Origin of the sequence: Bradyrhizobium sp. RT6a (assembly GCF_040547675.1) — a bacterium.
GTDB lineage: Bacteria > Pseudomonadota > Alphaproteobacteria > Rhizobiales > Xanthobacteraceae > Bradyrhizobium.
Genome location: NZ_JBEPQC010000013.1, coordinates 91638 through 111722 on the forward strand (window position 1 = coordinate 91638; position 20085 = coordinate 111722).

The 20085-nt window shown below is 59.0% G+C and carries 13 protein-coding genes and 6 pseudogenes; 9 read left to right on the forward strand and 10 right to left on the reverse strand.

Annotated elements, in window-relative coordinates; all coding sequences use genetic code 11:
• Positions 1–369 precede the first annotated feature (369 nt).
• From ABIC03_RS37575 to ABIC03_RS37585, 3 genes are all read right to left on the reverse strand, one after another.
• On the reverse strand, positions 370–939 hold the full coding sequence (locus ABIC03_RS37575) for a GNAT family N-acetyltransferase (protein ID WP_354065747.1): 570 nt from the start codon (positions 937–939) through the stop codon (positions 370–372).
• 975 nt (positions 940–1914) lie between these two features.
• Positions 1915–3153 carry a cytochrome P450 gene (locus ABIC03_RS37580; protein ID WP_354065749.1) on the reverse strand — a complete coding sequence of 413 codons (1239 nt, stop codon included), beginning with the start codon at positions 3151–3153 and terminating at the stop codon, positions 1915–1917.
• A 1315-nt stretch (positions 3154–4468) separates the two neighbouring features.
• Positions 4469–4672 carry a hypothetical protein gene (locus tag ABIC03_RS37585; RefSeq protein WP_354065751.1) on the reverse strand — a complete coding sequence of 68 codons (204 nt, stop codon included), beginning with the start codon at positions 4670–4672 and terminating at the stop codon, positions 4469–4471.
• 10 nt (positions 4673–4682) lie between these two features.
• Between ABIC03_RS37585 and ABIC03_RS37590 the strand changes: the two genes are divergently transcribed.
• Together ABIC03_RS37590 and ABIC03_RS37595 are read left to right on the forward strand one after the other, a co-directional pair.
• On the forward strand, positions 4683–5078 hold the full coding sequence (locus ABIC03_RS37590) for a type 2 periplasmic-binding domain-containing protein (protein WP_354065753.1): 396 nt from the start codon (positions 4683–4685) through the stop codon (positions 5076–5078).
• Complete coding sequence (locus ABIC03_RS37595) at positions 5071–5823, forward strand: 4Fe4S-binding leucine-rich repeat protein (RefSeq protein ID WP_354065755.1); 753 nt, start codon at positions 5071–5073, stop codon at positions 5821–5823. Before ABIC03_RS37590 ends, ABIC03_RS37595 begins: the two co-directional genes overlap by 8 nt.
• Positions 5824–6935: 1112 nt before the next feature.
• On the opposite strand, the pseudogene ABIC03_RS37600 reads toward ABIC03_RS37595, so the two are convergent.
• Positions 6936–7714 (reverse strand): annotated as a pseudogene (locus tag ABIC03_RS37600) (IS5 family transposase).
• 364 nt (positions 7715–8078) lie between these two features.
• Here ABIC03_RS37600 and ABIC03_RS37605 point away from each other — a divergent pair.
• The 3 genes from ABIC03_RS37605 to ABIC03_RS37615 all read left to right on the forward strand — a co-directional run bounded on the left by ABIC03_RS37605 (position 8079) and on the right by ABIC03_RS37615 (position 11416).
• Positions 8079–9227, forward strand: a complete 1149-nt coding sequence (locus ABIC03_RS37605; protein ID WP_354065757.1) for a TlpA disulfide reductase family protein — start codon at positions 8079–8081, stop codon at positions 9225–9227.
• Between the two features lie 706 nt (positions 9228–9933).
• A complete protein-coding gene (locus ABIC03_RS37610; protein ID WP_354065797.1) occupies positions 9934–10962 on the forward strand; it encodes an aspartate-semialdehyde dehydrogenase in 1029 nt (342 codons plus the stop codon).
• Positions 10963–11221: 259 nt separating this feature from the next.
• Positions 11222–11416, forward strand: coding sequence for a hypothetical protein (locus tag ABIC03_RS37615; protein WP_354065759.1), 195 nt, complete (start codon positions 11222–11224; stop codon positions 11414–11416).
• Positions 11417–12949: 1533 nt separating this feature from the next.
• Here the strand turns inward: ABIC03_RS37615 and hemN are convergent.
• Positions 12950–14305, reverse strand: coding sequence for an oxygen-independent coproporphyrinogen III oxidase (gene hemN, locus ABIC03_RS37620; RefSeq protein ID WP_354065761.1), 1356 nt, complete (start codon positions 14303–14305; stop codon positions 12950–12952).
• 273 nt (positions 14306–14578) lie between these two features.
• Between hemN and ABIC03_RS37625 the strand changes: the two are divergent.
• Positions 14579–15333, forward strand: a pseudogene (locus tag ABIC03_RS37625) (P-type ATPase actuator domain-containing protein); the annotation flags it as partial.
• On the opposite strand, the pseudogene ABIC03_RS37630 reads toward ABIC03_RS37625, so the two are convergent.
• Positions 15283–15665: pseudogene (locus ABIC03_RS37630) on the reverse strand (PAS domain-containing protein); the annotation flags it as partial. The pseudogenes ABIC03_RS37625 and ABIC03_RS37630 overlap by 51 nt on opposite strands.
• 202 nt (positions 15666–15867) lie before the next feature.
• On the opposite strand from ABIC03_RS37630, the pseudogene ABIC03_RS37635 reads away from it, so the two are divergent.
• Together ABIC03_RS37635 and ABIC03_RS37640 are read left to right on the forward strand one after the other, a co-directional pair.
• Positions 15868–16682: pseudogene (locus ABIC03_RS37635) on the forward strand (universal stress protein).
• A 37-nt stretch (positions 16683–16719) separates the two neighbouring features.
• Positions 16720–17145, forward strand: a complete 426-nt coding sequence (locus ABIC03_RS37640) for a CBS domain-containing protein (protein WP_354065763.1) — start codon at positions 16720–16722, stop codon at positions 17143–17145.
• A gap of 299 nt (positions 17146–17444) precedes the next feature.
• Here ABIC03_RS37640 and ABIC03_RS39355 read toward each other — a convergent pair whose 3' ends face one another.
• Positions 17445–17615: a hypothetical protein gene (locus tag ABIC03_RS39355; RefSeq protein ID WP_474423111.1), complete on the reverse strand. Its 171-nt coding sequence runs from the start codon at positions 17613–17615 to the stop codon at positions 17445–17447.
• Here ABIC03_RS39355 and ABIC03_RS37645 point away from each other — a divergent pair.
• Positions 17557–17785, forward strand: a pseudogene (locus tag ABIC03_RS37645) (copper-translocating P-type ATPase); the annotation flags it as partial. The gene ABIC03_RS39355 and the pseudogene ABIC03_RS37645 overlap by 59 nt on opposite strands.
• Before the next feature lie 78 nt (positions 17786–17863).
• Here the strand turns inward: ABIC03_RS37645 and speD are convergent.
• From speD to ABIC03_RS37660, 3 genes and pseudogenes are all read right to left on the reverse strand, one after another.
• On the reverse strand, positions 17864–18256 hold the full coding sequence (gene speD, locus ABIC03_RS37650; protein WP_354065765.1) for an adenosylmethionine decarboxylase: 393 nt from the start codon (positions 18254–18256) through the stop codon (positions 17864–17866).
• A 50-nt stretch (positions 18257–18306) separates the two neighbouring features.
• A pseudogene (locus ABIC03_RS37655) lies at positions 18307–18861 on the reverse strand (transposase); the annotation flags it as partial.
• 100 nt (positions 18862–18961) lie between these two features.
• Positions 18962–19372, reverse strand: coding sequence for a hypothetical protein (locus ABIC03_RS37660; protein ID WP_354065767.1), 411 nt, complete (start codon positions 19370–19372; stop codon positions 18962–18964).
• Positions 19373–20085: the final 713 nt, after the last annotated feature.

The following is a 20085-nucleotide window of genomic DNA, read 5'->3' on the forward strand; positions in this document are numbered from 1 at the left end:
TCGATCGGATCTTCCACGTAATCGCCAGACCACTTCCTATGCGCGCCAGCGCAAGGGACCGCAAAGAATATTAGACCGGCCATGAACAGGTCAACTGATGGGGCGAGCTCGTGAGCCTTTCGTAAGCCGTCCTATCCGTACGCCCTGGGAGACTGGCCAGCGTTCGGCCCTTACAGACGGCTCATCGCCGCGCAGAGGCTGGCGCCCTGCGTGGCGCAGGGGTTCATGTCCCTTCGATCTGGGCGCGCGGATCAGCTCACTCAGAATGAGGAATTTCAGATGCGCCGGTGCTCTCCGATTTGTCGGCCGGACGCAAATCCGGCATTAACAACTCCATCGCGAGTCAACCTGGTGCCGACACATCGACGCTCACGCAAATGTCGAAGACGAATCCGGGATACAGCGGCTTGGCGCGCGTTGCCGCCGAGGATCTAATCGCGATCGCCCCGCAGCACTACGTTTCGGACGATGACTAGCTAAGGCGCGTAACGGCAACTTGAGGCGTGGGCCGATCTCTGCAAAGCCGGCCTTCAGGTACAATGCTGAGCTGGGGCTACGGCTCCATATGGGCTGCCTCGGCGTCCCCACTTCTAGCTGGCGCCAGCCCTTTAGCGTACCCAGGCCCACCGCAGCCTCAATGAGACGCATCGCGACCCCAGACGAGCGCTGTTCCGGCACCACGTAGAGTTCGGTGATAATACCATAGGTTCCACCCGCAAAAAGGGCGGCGCTTTCCGACAACATAATGAGGCCGACCGGGCGTACCTCCGTGAAAGCCAGAAACCCGTAGACGCGCCCTTTCATGGCCAGTAGGTCGACAACAAGCTGGGTATCTAGTCCGCCCTGTTTCTGTCCGCCCTCAAGTTCGGCAAGCAGGGCAGCAACCATGTGGGTCACCGTTGTGGCGTCATCGATAGAGACTTCACGCGTGGTCACCATGTCATCACCTCTTCCAAGTTGAACCAACATACGACCTCGTCCGGCGGCGCATCGGGGCAGGGGCTGCCGCAGCACCCGATTCAAACAGATATGCCACGCCGTTGACGGTCAGATGACGCCTTAGGTCACACTGAGGTGATAGCGTCTTCGTGTCGCTGCTCCCAGCTATAAATATCTCAGAAAATCGAAAGATAACTTGTCGAATTCGTGGTGTTCGCACGGAGCGCTCTCTCCTTCTTTGGACCTGCGTATCGCCCCACATCGTGTTCATACTCAGACGTTGCAGGAGTGCGGCTGACCGCTTGCGAACACGGATTTGGATCTACTTTCTCCATTTTACAGCAGCTCGAGCGGCCGACCAGCGATGTTCCGGATCCAATTCCGAGCAATGCGATGGGTGCGCGCGAGCATCATCTGCGTCGCTGACCAGCAGCATGCCCGAGATCAATGTTCTCAGAAACTTGTCGAACGCGCGAGTCCAAGACCAACTGTTTTTCTTGTGTTCAGACAATCGGTTTTCTCTAATTTCTCATCGGACGCGCCATTTGTTGCCGCGCGACGTAGAACATCGCGGACGTCCGACGACGGGTGCAAATCTGGTCGTTGAGCTCGCGATTGAGGCCGGCTTCTCTCGTATTCTTCGAATAGACCATGCCCCCTGATGGAGCGGGGTTGCCGGCGAGCCATCGCATCGCGGTTCAATGCGTCGGCAAGTCGTCGGCCCAATTTCCCGAGCTCGTGCGGCGCCAAGCTCTCCAGTAACAACGATGCGACAATCGGCGGCGTGACGTATCGGAACGGCCGGCCAGGGTCTTCGACCGGATAACGACGCTGTGGCCCTGTCCGCACTCTTCGAAAAAAGCACAACCCGCAACGCAACGCCGGTGAACTTACCCAGACAACTGGTCTCCACCAGGCCGTGATCCTCACCGCCGGTTCTGCACGACCAGTGTTGAATGTCGCTCGCAACCGAGACTAACCTGGAATCTGCACCGGCAGTGCGGAATAACCGTGCACAAAATTTGATTCAACTCGCTCCGGTTCGCCGACCACCTTTACCTCCAGAGATCGGTTCAGCATCTCCTCCCACAGGATTTTCAGCTGCAGCTCTGCGAGATGCCTACCCACGCAACGATGAATGCCAAATCCAAATGAGAGATGTTGTCGTACATTGTCTCGATCAATGATGAAGCTGTTGGGGTTCGCAATGACTTCGTCGTCTCGGTTGCCGGAGATATACCACATCACAACTTTATCGCCTCGCCTGATTTGCTTGTGGCCTATCGTCAAATCGGCCACAGCCGTCCGGCGCATGTGCGCGATAGGCGTTTGGTATCGTATAATCTCGGATACCGCCCCGGGCAGTAGCGAAGCATCATCTCGGAGTTTTCGCAGTTCGGACGGATTTTGGCTCATGAACAAGACGCCACCGCTGATTGAGTTGCGCGTTGTATCGTTGCCTCCAACAATCAGCAGAATGAGGTTGCCCAGGAACCCGCGCGGCTCCATGTTTCGCGTGGCCGGCGAATGCGCCATCATCGAGATCAGGTCAGCGCGCGGCTCGCAATTGACCCGTTCGCTCCAAAGCCGTGTGAAATAGTCCAGGCACTCCGACAGCACCACCTTTCGCTTTTCCCAGCTGTCGATCTCGTCGCCCATTTGTGGCGTCAAGGCAGCTACGTCCGACCAGTAGGTCAGCAACCGTCGATCCTGAAATGGAAAATCGAACAGCGTGGCCAGCATTTGGGTCGTCAACTCAATCGAGACCCTGTCGACCCAGTTGAAGGTATCATTGCGCGGCAAACCGTCCAAGATCTTCTGAACCCGCGCGCGGATCAAGCCTTCAAGATTCGCTAGGTTCTCCGATGCCGCTATCGGACTGATAGTCTTACGCTGCTGAGCATGGACAGGAGGACTCATTTTGATGAAACTGGGGGTCCAATACTCCTCCGGCGGGTCGACAATTGTGACGCTTCGTTCTGATGAGAATATTGTGTGATTTGAGTCCACGGCTATGATGTCGCGGTATTTTGTTATCGACCAATATGGACCGTATGGGCTGTCTTCGCAATAATGGACGGGATCTTCCCTTCGCAGCCGCTCGAAACAAGGCCAAACGGTATCATCCTTAAAGCGCTTGGGCTCGCTTACATCAAGGCGGCTCAGCGGGATATCTGCCCTCTCGCAAGCGTTCTCTGCCGGTAATGCTATCATGGTTGTCTCGCGGACATTGGCCTGCAATTTTGCTTGCTCAGCTCAGTGTGCTCTCTAGAGTTCGCTGGGAAGCTCGCTCGAAACACAACGAGCTTGGGCGGTGCACTAACAATGTGTGACGCATGTCCATGGCTCGGGTCCGCGAGAGCTCTGAAATCTGAAATCATGTTACGGCGAAGTCGGGTCGACCTTGGTTCGGCTCCTGTCGATAAGAATAATGGCAAAGCGAGCGAAGCTCCCCTATCAGGCTTGGGAGGTGTACGAACGCGTGTTTTTGTGGTAGTCAATTCAGGACGGACGCAAGCACTCGCAGCCAAGCGCTCTCAGCCAGGCACTCGCAGCTATGGCACTAGTCGCTTATCCTCGTTTTCTCGGGCAGGCACGCCCTTTGCAGCGAAGGTGGCGCCGAAAGAAATCCGCTTCAGACCCAGCCGCACGCGCTCAGGCGCAACATCTCCGCCACGTCATCTGGCGTCTTCATCACCTGCCCCCGTGGATCAATTACGACGATCCTTCCGTGATTCATTCCTCGTTTCATTCACTCTCTCTCCTCGGCTATCCGAGGAGGAGCAATTTCTCGTGACGCTGAGGGGGCAGTTTTCCACTGGCCGTGACAAATCCGGCGACCGGTGCGACGAACCGATGCCCGGTTTCGCCTCGGAGTAAGCGCATCGCATGCTTTCGATGGAAGCCCGTCACAACCACAAACTCGTCAAGAATGCGCGCCTTCTCCGCGGGGCTCGCCTCACTTTAGCGCAGCCCCACCGCGGCTGTCTCTTCGAGTCACATACTCAGTTGCCTCGTTATCGCCCCAGCAGTCCCATCCCAGTGGGGAGATAATTTCGTGAAGCAACGGCCTAGCATTCAGGAACATTGCAGGCGGCGCAATGCGCCCCTCACCACCACGATGTGCCGCCTTTGCGATTCCCGCAGTCGCCACTTTCCGGCGATAGTCCCGTCAGCTTATCGAAAGCTAAGCGTCCTAAACTCGATAACGTCTCATCGCAGACTGAGTGATCTGCTCGGTCCCATCAGGAGTATGGAATGGATCTTTCTGAGGGGACAGATGATCGAAATCAAGAAGTCCATGCGGCAACAACTGTAAGGTTGATGGGTTGCAAGCTAGCGTCTGGTCGGTCCTGACGGTTTGCTGTGTGGCGACAATTTGGAACACACGATTGTGAGGCAGGCTTCGATGCGATCTGGAGCTCGTTTTTGGGGGGCACAACAATTGCGCTCCTCCGAAGCAGTCCATTCGACTGGAGACAGTCTTGTCCTTGCTGGCTGGTGACGCTGGTTCGCTTCGTCGCATTCATCAACCCTTTTCAGGGCGCGCCCAGTCAATCCGGCTGCGCAGGCCGAGGCCGTCCTCGATGCGGCCAGGGTATCTGATGGAATCATTGTGCTCTCCGCCTTTGTCGTTGTCCTCGACGCCATCGTCGACCGCGCCGAAGAGCGGCTCGTGGTCTGCCGGCCCGCGCTTGCCGATGAACCCTGGTAACGTTCTCCCAACAGCCACGGAGGTTCGCATGCACGTTTTGACACGAATGCTGCTGGCCGTGGCGCTAACCGCTTGCTCGGTGATTTCGGCGTATGCCGCCGAGCCCGAGAAGGCCAATTTGAGGTTCGCCGTGGGGTCACAGATCCTCAACTATATGCCTCTCGAACTTGGCGTAAAGCTTGGATCGTGTAGGGAGGGTGGCTTTGACGTTACCGTCGAGAACTTCCAAGCCGGTGGCTCAAAGACTCTGCAGGTGCTGGTCGGCACCTTGATCGATGGGACGATCGGCTTCGACGATCACGCCATTCAGATGCAGGCGCAGGGTTGGCGCTCGGAGAACTTTTGGAGCTCGCTACCTCCGGCAAAGTTTGGTCCCATGTCGTTGCTGCGTTTGCCTGATCTATGTGGGCAGGACAATGGTTGATGACATCGACAAGGCTCTTGACTGGGACGGCAACCGGCTTGACTGCGTATCGTGCGAGCATCTCGCACTGAGCGGAACCGGCGGATGTCGGCTCCAACACGCCTGCGTCAAGGACCGTTGTCCCCGCTGTATCGAGAGGTTCTTCGAGTGCAATCCGGATCTCGCCGACGGCTATCTCAAGCATCCGCACTTTGAGGTAAGGGCAATCGCAGCGAAGTTTGCCAGTGTCTCTCTGCTGCCGCCGCTGATCGATGATCCCAATGAAAAAGTGCAATGGAATGCGATGCTACGCCTGCCTAGACACTACGTGTTGCAATTACGGAAGCATCCGCATCCCGAGCTGAGGAAGCGGGTGGCGAGCCTGCTCGACGGTGAAGAATTGCTGCCCATGGCCTCAGACGAATATTACTATGTTCGCCTTGTCGTCGCGAGTCGGATCGAGCCTATGCTGCTCCGCCGAATGGTGGACGACGACGAAGCCTTGGTCCGCCGTGTTGTGGCACAGCGCATTCCAAACGAATGGTTGCTCAGCATGATCGACGATCGTGAGGCGTCGGTAAGACTGGAGATAGCCCGACGACTACCTATGCAGCTTGTGTCGCTGCTGCTGCATGATCCTGACTGGCGCATCCGCCTCGAGGTCGCAAGCCGTGCGCCAGCGGCTCAGATCTCTAGCCTCGTCAATGACCCGTACAGTCTCGTGCGCGAAGTCGCGAGCTCGCGGATTGCAGGAGACCGCCGCTGAGCTCGATAGCGCCGGCCGCGTCATGCCGAGGATCTTGACCAGATCGCCGCGGCGTTCTCGGAAGATGTAGAGATCGCGACCCAGCGTGCGGATCGCGCTTCACAATCTCCTGAACTGTAAGAGCCGGGCTTCGCATGTCGGTGTAGCCAGCGGCGATCCAAGCCCTGACATCGCTCGGAATCTGGATCATCGTCGCCGCAGCAGCAGCTCAAGAACTCACTGCAGCGCCACTCAACGTCCCCCGTCACTGTCAACTCGAACGCGACAGCCGCCGCCAAGCTCGACCTCCCTGACTCAAGCCCTTGCACGTTGCGCAGGTGGGGAAGAGGGCGATTATGGCGCGTCGCTTGAGCTCGGACGTGATCCCGACGGGAACGAGAGCTGGCACGGAATCGCCGCCCAGCCGACCTGGCGCGCTTGTGAGTTCAAGTGAACAGCAAGCTGTGGGCCAGCACGTGCCGGCGCTCGCGACGCCGTAGACCTTGCAAGTTCGACAAGGTGAACCTTCTTATCGTAACTCCATCGTCACTCGGCGCCCAACACATTGAACTGTTAAAATGTCGGGCTCCATGCGCAACCGCTCGTCCTCTCTCTGCAAACGAGCAATCTCCGCTGCACGGTCCGTCTTGGCTAGCGTCGCTTGCGTCGAGGGGCGCCGCGCCCCGTGGTCAGCTCCAGCCGGCCCACGTCGTTCCACCCAGCGCGTAACACGGAGTCGCGCAGGCAAAGTTCCCTCCACCGATGCGATCGAATGGCCGCTCGATGCGACCAGATGGTTAGGTTGCCGGTTGTAGTCGTCCGGAAACGAGCGGAGTTGACGTGCTTCCATCTGACACCTCGTGGCTCCGAGCCTATTACAGGTGTGCAACAATTCGAGGAGGTTCACTAGGCCATGGCTCTAAGAGCGTCGCTGTATCAAGGACAAGCGCAGCGCAGGTAGCGTTTCGCAGCCTGGCAGCCGGTTGCCCGACCTCAGGGTAAAGAATCGCGTGTACCGTTTGGGCGCAGGAAACAGCAGATTCGGGCCCCTGAAATTCGTGCGTTCTTGATTCGGGAATCCTATAAAATGCGGCAAAATCAACAATCTGCCAAACTAGTGCTAGGGTCCAGACTCAATTGAGCCAATGTGCGAGGAGAGCGCCCAGATGAACAGCGGCCAAAAATTTACGGGCGAGCTTGTTCTTATCGCGTGGCGATGCGCCGGAAGGCCTTGAGCTTGCAAAAGCAGCGTTCGATGACATTTCAGCCTTTGTAGGCGCGTTTGTTGAAGCGATGGATGACGACACGGTTCGAGTTATTGGGGACTACGGGGTTGGCGCCGCGACGAATGATTTCGCCGCGAAGCTTGTCGCCGTCATACCCTTTGTCGACGAGTGAGCGCGCTCATGGGTGGCGCGAGCGCCAGCACATCCGGAGCCGCAGCGATATCGGCATGCTGGCTCGGAGTCAGTGCAGGACGACCGGCCGGCAAAGCGGATCGCTCAGCGCATGGATTTTTGTCGTGCGGCCTCCGCGCGAGCGGCCAATTGCTTGATTATGCTTCCCCCTTTTCCGCCGGAGGCACACCGGTGAGCTTTAATCGAGGTCGAGTCGAGCGACAGCACGACGCCGTCTTCGCCAGGCTTGGCCAGCGCTTCGAAGATTGCGCACCATCGTCCTCGGTTGGCCCAGCGAGCGAAGCGATTGTAGATGTCGTGTAAGGGCCGTATTCACGTGGACAATCACGCCATCGTGCACCCGATTGCAGCTTGTGAATGATGCCGCTGACGATGCGTCGGTCGTCGTCCCGGTCCGGCCTCGTCAGTCCCCTCGGCAGATGAGGTTCGATAGCGCCCATTGCCTGTCGTTCAGCCAAAACAAACCAGTGCGCATTCTCTCGCCCCCGAATCAAGAAAAGGCAAGAGAATCACGTGGCGCTATTTAGGTCCAAACTCTAATACTGTTTCTGAAAGGACCGGCCCCTTGGAATTTGACGATCAGCGGGCACCATCCGGCTTCGCGCGCGCCTCCTCTGGCGCAGCGCGGCTCGCGGATGCGCATTCGCAAGACGATCTTCTGGCGCCACGAAGGTCGCGATGCGTGCCCGAAATCCGACGCCGACGCAAAGCTTGTCGGGTTACATACAGGTGACCTACTGGGCGTGTGGATGTGTTTCAAAGCTTTATCATGTGATTAGTGCGCGCCGACTACCTGGCACGGTGATTGCTAATTCGGGTGAAGAGGCAGGACCGCGTAGAGTAACTTTGGAGATAATCATGGTGCTTTGCACGGAGTCCCCGGCTCCTTTGCTCAAAGTCCAGAACTGGCTGCGTGGCGAGCCCCTCACGAGCTTCCAGCCAGGGAAAGTGTACATCGTCGAATTTTGGGCAAGTGAGTGGGCCCCATGTGAGGAAGATATGTCCCACCTGATGGAGCTGCAAGCAAAATACAAAGACGAGGGGCTTGAGGTCGTCGGAGTTGCGGCTACTGAAGAAGCACCAACGCAGGATGAGGCTCGCACCAAGTTGGACGCATGGTTGACTGAAAAGTTCTCAAATCTGAACTATCGAATCGGATTCGACAGTACAGGCGAAATGAACGAGCTTTGGATGGATGCCAGCGCTTCTCTTGGGTTTCCGACGTTGTTCGTCGTCGACCGCGACGGCCACATTGCCTTTATCGGTCATCCGATCGAAATCGACGAGCTCTTGCCGAAAATTATCAACGGCACTTGGCGCAAGAGCTATGAAGCTAAAGCCGCTGATGCGAAACGGATTGCGGAAGACCAACGCCGAGCGCGCGTACGCTCAATCGGTCGGACAATTCGACCGGCGATGGAAGCAAAGGATTGGCCGACGGCGCTCTCAGCGGTCGAAGCGGGCATTGCCACAGTGCCGGACAATCTCGCCTTCCGGCAGATTCATGCGGATCTGTTGCTTCACAAAATACGCGACACGGCGACCGGATTTCAGGTCTTACGCCAACTGCTTCGAGATGCGATTGAGAAACAGTCAGAGGCTGTGCGTGGGTTGATTTTCGTGATGAACCAACTCTTTGATCCGGAGAACGATAAGGCCCACCTTCCGCGTGCGGAACGCTTTGCGATCGGCAGGGATGTGTCCGAACATATCCTCAATCCTCGGCAAGCCTTCGGCGGCCTCAACGTTACTTCCTATAGGGTGGTCGCTCAGTATTACTACGAGAGTGGTGACAAGCAACGCGCGATCGAGCTGATCGAGCGGGCAATGACATTGCTAGACGATCCGGAAATCGTGCCGGAAGCTACAAAACAGTATTTTATGCGGCGGCTGCTCCAAACCTTGGCAAACTATAGAGACGAGAAGGTCTGTTGCAGCGGGTCTTGTTCGGTACCGCAAGAAAACTCTCCTGGAGCTTCCACGGTGCAGCCGCAGGAGGAGACATGAAGAGAGATGTCAATCGCAGATGCACGATCGGAGCTCTGTAAGCGCCTTCGAAGCTCGCGACCAGCAGAACGTCTAGGATCATTTAGGCGATTGCGATACGCAAGTCACAAGGAAAGCCTAGCCTACAACGAGCGATGCGTCGCCCTTCAGCCCATCTTTGCTGGGTGTCTGGTTACTACTTGTATTCAAGGGATGCCGCTGGCGGTTTTACATGCTCGGTTTTGTAGCTCGAAACCATCAATGGGCTACTCACACCGAGCATTACGCACGCAGTTATGTTCCCCTTGCCAGTACAAACTGGCTCCTCCGAAGAACTTAAGGCAAGCAGGATCGAGGTTCGATCTGACAGCCTTCTTCCGGTTGCGCCGCCGCAGACGTTGATCCAGTGCTCTATTGGCTGCGACAGACCTGCACAGAACTTGTGGTCCCTTAAAAACCGGGTGGCCGGGTTCAGACTATACTGAAGGCGACTTGAGAATGTCCGATGTCGAATGCTTCAAACCATTAATCCGTGTTCTTCAATATCAATTGTTGCGACAACTATACCGCATAAGTCGCAGCCATGTTCACGATCAGTGAACGCACGACCAAAACCACCGCTGCCTTCGGGGCCGGGGAGGCGTGCGCGCATAGTCGTCGACTACCAATCAGCTCTACCGAAGCCCCCATGATCCGGGGCTTTCTTGCTGTCTAAATCTCGATGAAATTGGAGGAGAACGTGAATAACGATCCCGTCGTCGCGGTTGTCGGCGTCACCGGTGCGGTGGGCGCCGAATTCATCGCCACCATGGACAAGCGCGGCTTTCGCATCAGTGAGCTCAAGGCGCTGGCCAGCGCCCGCTCCGCCGGCAAGACGGTGTCGTTCCGTGGCCAGAACGTCGTCATCGAGGAGCTGACCGAGCGCGCCTTCGAGGGCGTCGACATCGCATTGTTCTCGGCCGGCAGCGGTATCTCCAAGAAGTTCGCGCCGATCGCGGTCAAGGCCGGCACCGTCGTGGTCGACAATTCTTCCGCCTTCCGAATGGACCCGAACGTCCCACTGGTGATCCCCGAGGTCAACGGCAACCGCATCCGCGACCACAAGGGCATCATTGCCAACCCGAACTGCGCGGCGATCACTGCGCTGGTGCCGCTCTGGCCGATCCATCAGAAGAACCGCATCAAGCGCGTGATCATCTCGACCTATCAGGCAGCCTCCGGCGCCGGCGCTGCCGCGATGGACGAGCTCGTCGAGTCCACCCGCGCCAATCTCAACGGGCAGGTTTATACGCCCAAGGTGATGCCGCACCCCTACGCCTTCAATCTCTTCAACCACAACACCGCGGTCGATCCCGAGACCGGCTACAACGACGAAGAGACCAAGGTCATCAAGGAAACCCGCAAGATTTTTGAGGACGAGAAGATCGCCATTGGCGTGACGTGCGTCCGCGTGCCGGTGCTGCGCGCCCATTGCGAGGCCATCACCTTCGAATGCGAGAAGCCCATCACCGAGGACCAGGTTCGCGCTATCATGGCGCAGGCCCCGGGCGTGAAGGTCGTCGACGATCGTGTGAAGAACTACTTCCCGATGCCGATCGACGCCTCGGGCCAGGACGACGTTCTGGTCGGCCGCATCCGCAAGGATCTCAGCGATCCCTCGGGCCATTCGATCTCGATGTTCGTGGCGGCCGATCAGCTGCTCAAGGGCGCAGCGCTGAACGCGGTGCAGATCGCAGAGCTGTTGCTGGGCCTGTAATCAGGCGCACACCGAGTCGACAGGTCTAAGTTTGGGTGGACGCAAACGCCTCGCGCCCGCGCACATATCGTGTCGAAACTGTTGGAGGCCGCCGGCAGAGGCGAGAGGACGCGCGAACGCCTCAAGGCTGTTGGCTTCGAGGCGCTTCGCCGAGCGCCAACTATGCGGCGGTAGGTGTCACGATGATGATGTCAGTAAGGTGAACTTCCAGTTCATCGTTTTGAAGAGTTTGGTCAGCTGCTCCCATGGATTCGCGCCCATGGCGGAGCTCAAGTGGCGCGATACGGCGGTTTTGGCGACGAGCGGTCGCGATGAGGCCGACCACACCAAGAGAATGGCTGCTCGTGTGCCGAACCTCGACATCATTTCTCAGCGTCTTTTTGAGCGCGTAAACGGACGATGGCCCATCACGAAAAAAGGACGCGCGTTACTCGAAGCGCTACGCTTTGACTGACGAGACAAGTTTCCACACGAGCTTGTCGAAACGGCCGCTCATGCGGAGATATATTCCTTTTCCGATCCAGGCAATGCCTCCTTGATCTAATTTGCCCCAAACAAGGTGCTCGCGCAGCGAATTTGAGCCCCCGGCGGGGCAAGTTGCTGTAATTGGTGCAACCACATGAGTATGATGCCCGGGAAGACGCAACATTTAATAGCTAATTATGCGAATGTCGTAAGAGCAGTGGCCCGTTGCAGGATACTCGGGAAGCTAGTGATCCGGGGGCACAACCAAGCGAAGCGCTGCTGTGATGTACTTCGGCTCGAGCACTGCCGCCGACTCGGATGGCATTACCTTGCTGGCCGTACTCGCAACCAAGCACTGATACAGCCGTTGCGGCGGACTCTGCCCAACCCGGCCGTGCTCCTTGCGAGTGCCGCGACAGCGCTGCTTGCTTTTAGCAAGATCGGAGCGAGTGCAGCCAATTGTCTACGCGAAGATGCGCTCGGTACGGCCCGCGTTCTCAGTGTCGATACTAAGACTTTTCCACGGGTCAGACTAAATAACTTTTCTCCCAGTCTGCCGCTTTCCGACCACTGGAGTGCCTGCGCGCAGCCTTCTTTTGCTCGGCAAGTCGCGGTTGAATTCCCCAAGCTCGTGCGCCGCGCCTCAACGGAAGGCCACACATCGCGCACAATTAGTTCCAACCCAATGCTGTCAAAATCTCTTGGATCAGGCGAACGAGATGGCACGATGACTGGCGTGAGATTTGGTCCGGCCACTCGGCTCGAGGAAGAGAAACCTGACCGCAGCATCGCGTATAAAATGTTCAAAGTAGGTCGATTTGCCCAAGCGGCTGCGGTCGATGATCTCGTGTACCGGTCAATTTTACTTCGTGCAGATGGCCGTACACCGCCGACTATACTTTCCGGTCGGGGCCAGCCGGTGCCGCATGCGGCCGACTGTGGAGTTGCATTGCGATGGATGAACTGACTGAGCTGCTGCCCCTGGTAGCGGCTGTTACGACACCGAGTATCTTGCCTGCCGGTTCATGGAGCGCCCGAGGTGAACTCAGAACTGGATAAAAGTTGGGACAAGTCAGCCATAGCGTATGGACAGCTGCTCCTGGTTGGGTTGGTTCTCCAAACGGGCATCGAACGGACGATCCGTGATCTTCTCTCGATTGGCTTCGAATTCGCCGGCTAGGACCATGTCGTTTGCTATGCGGTATCCTCAAGTGCGAAAAGGGGACACGACGGCCGACTCGAAGGCGAGATCGTAGCTTTGCGGGTATCGAGCCGCAAATGCGCCCGCTCGATCTTGTCTTCTTGAAGGAAGCCTACGCCGCCTACGCGGCTCCAATAGAGGTCATGAGACGGAACGGACATATCCGCCACGCTCCGTGATCGTTCCGAGACACGCAAGAAACTGGACCGGTAAGTCGAGGCCGACGGTGGCCGATCGACTTCGCAGCTCGCTCAACAACCGCCGTAACTGCGGCAATCTAACCTAATCTCATCACGCTTTAGTGTGGCCGCTCCAGGAGCCTCATACTGTGCGGCTATGAGTCGCCACTGGCCGCGCCAGGTGAGCATCGAATGCGGACGCTACGGTCCTGACGAGAAACTCGGCGCCTTTCCTGACCAACAGTCGCTCGCCGCCGTCCATGGTCACTGCGCCGTCTGCAATGAGGCTATCGAGCCGCGAGCGATCGACGACGGCCGACTTCGGATTGCGGCCATGCGATCGAGCGATCTTCGACAGGTCGAGGGCCATGTCGCACATCAGTCGCTCGATCAGATCGGCTCGGAAGCGATCGTCACCCGTGAAGGCATACCCCTTGAGGGTGGCAGGCCGGTCCTCGGCGATGCGCGCCAGGTAATCACGGGTTACCACGACATTCTGTGCAAATCCTTGCGGCATCCTCCCGATGGCGCTTGCCCCTAGCCCGATGAGCGTTTCGGGGGTGTCGTCGGTGTAACCCTGGAAGTTCCGACGCAGCCGCCCCTCGCGCTTCGCCGCGGCAAGATTGTCGCGTGGTTGGGCGAAGTGGTCGAAACCAATGCGCACGTAGCCCGCGTCGACCAAGGCTTCCGCAATCAATTCCGACTGAAGATGGCGCTCGACTGTTTGGGGGAGCGCGTGTTCGTCGATCTTGCGCTGATGCTTCTTGAAGGAGGGCATATGCGCGTAACTGAACACCCACAAGCGGTCCGGCCGGAGTTCGATGCATTTGGCGACCGTGTCTAGGCACGATTGCATGGTCTGAAGTGGCAGACCGTAGATAAGATTGAAGTTGAGCCGGCCCACGCCAGCTTGCCGCAGGCGCTCAACGCACGTGGCGGTCTGCTCGAATGTCTGCACGCGGTTGATGGCGCGCTGCACAACAGGATCGAAGCTCTGTACCCCCAGGCTCGCGCGATTGACTCCGCTGTAGCCCAAACCCGCCGCGATCGGCTCGGTCAGGGTACGCGGATCGATCTCCACGGCGATTTCGGCGTCGGGCAACACGAAATACGAGAAGCGGAGCGCGCCGACGAGATCGGCGAAGGTCTCTGGCGTCATGATCGTCGGCGTGCCGCCGCCGAAATTGATGTGCGAGATAGGAAGGCGGTGGCCGATAGTTTCGGCGATTAGGTGCGCCTCCGCTCGCAAACCGGATGTATAGACTGCGATGGGGTTGTCTTTCTTCGTGACCGAGGTGCGGCAGCCGCAGTACCAGCACATAGACCGGCAGAACGGAACGTGCACATAGATCGAGGCCGGCTGGCGGGGCGGTAGGGATCCGAGCCACATCCGGTAATCAGGTTCGCCGATCGCTGGCGAAAAGTGCGGCGCGGTCGGATAGCTTGTGTAGCGGGGAAGCCTCTCGTGACCGTACGATTGCGCCAGATCCGATCTCATCTGTTTCTCCTTCAACTGCCGGATTGTCTAACGACTTCGCTGAGGAGGCACGTTGCGCTGGCGCAATCCTTTGCTCATTTTGGGCCTCAACTCCGCCCGCAGCAGTTGGCGCCACGATTGGCAGCTCTGATCCTCTTGGAAGGGAAACGGTGCCCGTGGCTTTGATTGCGACAAAAAAGGTCGGCCGAAATACGTTCGACGGGCCAAGTCGCGCAGGAGAAACGTCGGCCCGGGTGAAAGCGATCAGGCGTCGAGATTGTGCAGGCGCTGGCGGTTGCGATCGTGGTGATCCTGGCGCTCGGCATGTCCGTGGTGGAGACCATTCATCATGCCGCACGCTTCTTTCGACGCGGGGATCATGCTGCTTACCTTGCTGCTAGTCGGCCGCGTCTTGGAGCAGAACAGGCGGGGGCGGAGGCGCGCGGTCGCGGCAATCTCGCCGTGCTGAAAGCGGAGATGGTAGCCAAATTCGTCGGGCCCGTTGAGATCTCGCAGGTGCCGGCGGCGATCCATCCCGGCGACATCGTGCTCTTGCGGCCCGGCGAGCGCTGCTCCGTCGACGGCACCGTGATCGACGGGCGCTCCGAGATCGAGCAGAGCCTGATCACCGGCGCGGCTCTAAGCGCCGGTGGTGCATCATCACCTGCCCCTGTGCGCTCGGGCTCGCCATTCCCACCGTGCAGGCAGTGGCCACGATATTCATGTTCAGAGTGCTGCTCAATTCGGGCGACGTGATCGAGCGCCTCGCCGAAGTCGATCATGTCATCTTGGACAAGACCCGCACGCTCACGATGCCGGACCACGACGTGACGAATGCAGCCGATATTCCCGCCGGCGTATTTGCGCTCGCCAGACGCCTGGCGCTCTCAAGCCATCATCCGGTGGCCGCCGCGGTTGCGCAGGCCGCCGGCGTCAAGCCGCCGATCATCGGTACGGTTGAGGAAGCCGGGCAGGGCGTGCGCGTCATCGTCGACGGCGATGTCCAGAAGGATACCGCTGAGATGGCGTGTGGCGCCGGCTTCATCGCGAATGACTCCCGCCCGGGCGCGGATCCAGTGCCCACTCGCTGATTCGCCTGTGACCCCGAAAGACAGGTCGAATCCGCCGCCCCGCCCGGAGACGCGCTTGATCGCCGTCTCGAGCCGATCACGGTCCCGGGCTCGAGGCGGGACATAAACAGGTCGTAGCTCCCCGGCTGGCCCCGCGCGACGCGGCGCAAGGAACCGGCGGTTTCAGACCAGTCCAGCTCCCGCGTGTTGAGGTCGAGATCCCAGGTGTCGACGCCGAATCCTTGGATTCGGATCCGAAAATGCTCGCCGCGAGCATCGTCTGGTGGATGCGTGACGCCACTCGGCGACAAGCTATTGCTCCCATTCTCCTGCGGCTGTTCCGTGCCGTGAAGATGGCTACAATTTCGTCCAAGGCCGGGCCGGAGGCAAGTTCGGATCTCTGATTTTATTGGCGGAATTCTTCCAGCTGGCACGACGAAATTTGATCTACCTCATCCCGCCTTGCGTCGGCGCGGCCAGATTCCACCGCATCGCGGCGCCCGGAGACCCTCGATGACATATGCGACAGTGATGGTCAGCCTAGCGCTCGATCAGCCCAACAACGGCCGTCTTCAGGTCGCGGGCGAACTCGCCGAGCGGTTCGAGGCGGCCATAGTCGGCGTTGCCGCGGCGCAGTTTGCTCGGCCGCTCTATTTCGCTGACGCGGCCGAGGCAAGGGCTGATCGACCGGGAGCACGTTCAATCAGGAAACGTCTTACCGATCTGGAAGCGCAATTCCGCGCCGCGACGAAGGCGCGCGGCAGACAGGCGGCATGGATTTCCCCACGCGGCTTGTCCTGGCGCAGGTGCGGTGCGCCGATATCGTCGCAGCGGCGGGCACAGCCCGGCCGTTTCCGATGCCTTTTCGCTCGCAAGCCCCAAGGATCTGGTGATGCAGGCCGGCCGGCTGCTTCTGGTCGTGCCCGACGGGGTCAACTGGCTCGGTCTGCGCAGCGTGCTCGTGCCTGGAAGGACACGGCCGAGGCGCGCCGCGCGGTGGCCGATGCATTGCCGATGCTGCGCAAGGCGAAGGACATCACCATGCTCGAGATTCCGGAGGACGATGACGACGGCTCGGTCGCGATGGCGCGCGGCACGAATGTTGCCGCCTGGCTCGCCCGCCACGGCGTCACCGCGACAGCGCGCGTCGCGGAAGCCGCGGGAAATGAACCCGCCGCCGTGCAATTGGAGAAAATTGCCGGCGATGTCGGCGCTGGCTTGATCGTCGCCGGCGCCTACGGTCATTCGCATTTCCGCGAGCTGATCCTCGGCGGCGTCACCCATATCTGGTCACGCAATCCGCTCGCTGCGTGCTGCTGTCGCACTGACGGGCGGCGAACCGAGATGAATCGAGGAGGACGCGCCGTGTACAAGTTTCTTGAGCAGACCGTCGGCGACTACATGACACGCGACGTCCGGACGGTGAAGCGCGATCTCGACCTGCTCGAGCTCAGCGAGATGTTCGAGTGCGACGATTTCAACAGCTATCCGGTCGAAGACGACGGGGAGGTCGTCGGCATCGTCACCAAATTCGACATCCTGAAGTGCCTCGCCTTCACGACGAGCCAGATGCTGCCGCGTTATCACGACCTGATGAGCCGCAAGGTCGGCGACGTCATGACCCCTGAATTCATCTATGTCAGTCCCGACACTAAGTTGACGCGCGTGCTCCAGATCATGGTCGAGTACCGCATCAGGAGCATCATCGTGCTCAACAGCCGCCAGAAGCTGGTCGGAATCATCGCCCGTGAGGACGTCATCGCCGCACGCAAGGCGACCGCTCGCGACTGACAGGCCGTCCGCAAATCGCTCGACTTGAGCTCTGTAATTCACGAAAGCGCTCATTGCCGCGCGCGCTGTGCGGAGCGCGAGCGGTTTATATCGCTCTCCGACCGGCGGCTGCTTCACATTAGCAGAAATTCACTGGCCTCGATTTCGATCAACTCCCGCGAGGTTGAATGTGGTTTCTGGCGGCGTGTTCTTCCAGAGAGAATCCGCGATGGACCAGCCCTCCATCTCCAAATCGATGACAACAGGTCAAAGCGGCCTGGCGCTCGAATTCGCGGTCTGCGGCTTTCTGCTTGATCGCCTCAGCCAAGGCCGGTCGATGCGCCCTTCGCTTTCCACGCGGCGCTCAGCGCGGCTGCCAGCCTGGCCGCGGTCTGATCGGCCGGCGGCGCCAAGGCGTTGACCGGCGATGCGACCCATCGCGATCCCGAAGCGTCGGTCGCGGCTTTCAGCAACGGGAACGAAACGTTCATCCTCTCGGTGCGTCAGGGCCGGCGTCCCGGATGCGCAAGCGGTGATCGCGGCGCTAAAGGCGCGCAACATCGCCATCGAGATCCTGTCCGGCGATCGTGAGCCGGCGGTGAAGGCTTCGGCCCATGCCCTCGGCATTCCCGAGTGGCGGACCGGCGTCACGCCAGCCGACTTGCGCGGATCGAGGAATTGGAACGGTGCTCGCGGGCGGAAACATGACCGGCTATTCCAAGGAGATCGTCCATCTGCTTCAATGCGTTGGCTTGATCGACACACCTCTCCGGAAGCTGCGAACGTCAGATCGTTCGGGCTGAAAGGCCTCAACAAGAACTGGCACTGCCCTCGCAGGATCGCTGTCGCCACATACGAAAACATCAGCGGCCGCGTAGGCCCTCTCAGGCCAAGTATGCAAAGTAATGTGCGATTCAGCCAACAAGGCTATTGCGGAGACGCCGTGACCCGGACAAAACTTATGAATATGAAGGTGGAGTAATGTCGCACTCGCCGCACGGATGGCTTTTCGAATTGCGTCTTCCGCAATGGCCGGGTCGTCGAGGTTCTTCGCTCCCCATAGTTCGATAAGTATATGCGTCGCACCGGTGGACAGCGCCGGTGGGGCTTCCTTCTCGCTATCAACAGTCATTAAGAAATCTCCATTGAATTATCGGCCCAATAAGCCGAGCTATTCGGGATTTAGGTGACGAGGTGATCAGGCACCTGGTTTGCCGGCACTTGGATGATCTCAATGCCGTCGTTGAATCCGACAATTGCGACGACCTTGGGCAACGGATTTGTGCTTTTGAGCCGCCGCCAGGTCCTTGATGCGGCGATCACGAGCTTGAACACCATCGGCTTGGCGGTGGTTGGCGACAAGGAGCCCTTCGTCCGCAGGGTCCTGTATCGCTCGGTTGCGGACACACGCTCGATGGGATTGGTGGTGCTCAAGTCAGCCCCAATGTTCGGCAAGAAAATCCCAGAAGACCGGTAGTGCGTCGCGATCCTTGACCTGGCATTCGATCGCCCAGCCGTACTTGGCGCAAAACTTCTCGGCGAAGACGTCGGTCGCCGCTTCGGCGGACGCTGGGCTCGCGCCCAATAAACCTCGCGCAAATCCTTCTTCATGGTGGGCTGCACCGAGAGTGGGACCTGTCCAGGACGTTCACGGTTTTTGCACCTAGCATCATGGTGGCGTGTTCGGGGAAAGACCTCGTCGAGCGCCTTGTAGAGGTCGAGCGCGCCGTCGCCGACATTGGCCAAACCCGTTGTTATTGATGACGGCGCCTCAATTGTTTTGCCAAGCTACGCCTGCCTTGAGGTAGGCCAGCGTGTGGCCCTGCACGCCAAAGGCTTAAGCGAGGCGACCGGCTCCGGTGACAAAGACGTTTGGACTCGCCTTGCAGTTTGCGCGCAGTACTATGCCGGAGGCGGCGAGGCGGGTAATTGTGCCGTTGGAGAGAGCACTGCTGGCCTTGCGTTTGAGACCAAACACCCAGCTATTCTTCTGCCAGTTATAGCGGATCCGGCCGCCCGCCAGGAACACAGGAGTATCGACGCCCCCGCCATAGTCTGACGGACCGAAGGGATTACTCAAGGATTTTTGGCCGTAACCACCGCCGGCGTGCCCGCCAATATATCCTCCGGACCAGCTCCACAGAGCCGGTCGCAGTTGTACTGCCGGCTCAAGGTCCGCCGAATTGGCTGCTCCGCTTGCGACCAGCGAAATCGTTGTCGCTCCCAAAAAACGAACTCCAGATCGCATCAACCACTCCGCGGCGCTTTCCCGATCCACATCCGAGCGCCTTCGAGCTGGCATCGGTGATGGCACCGCAAATGAAGCAAGCAGCGTGCCGCTTGGACATTGAGGGTCTCCCGTTGCTTCGTAGCGGGTGCATACGTCAGGTTGTGGACAATGGTCTTAGAGCTGACAATCGAGCTGTAGCGTTCGACAGTATGCTGCGCAGCAGGAAGACGCCTTTCTCTCTGCAGCGGTAAAAAGAGACTTTTGTTGGCCTGGGCAGATTTTCGATCTATCGAGGCACATGCGAAACGGTGAAAGCCAATGGATATTGCCGGCGAGCGGAGCCGGCCCGGACGCTGGACCGGACCCGTCTACCCACACAGGGATCGCACCGGCTACGCCGCGGTTGTCGAAATCGGGCTCGTTGGAAAATTCGTCACGAGCGACCAGTCACGCAACGCCCCACGCGCAGGAAGGGCTCATCATCAGCGTCTTCCAGCTTACCACGAATACCGCCCGATAATAACAGTCCGGCTCCGGCTTCGCCGTAGTGCTACGTGGCGTTGTCGTAACATTATTCGTATCGGTTCCGCCGTAGGCGCCGAGACGGAAGCTTCTTTGACGCGTGAAGAGAAGTTGCCGAGCATGCATCAGGTGGAGGCTAAGCGAAGGCGCTACCCGCAATTCCATTCCGGTTCCGGAAGCCGTATCGAAACGCCCTTTGGCGTAGACTG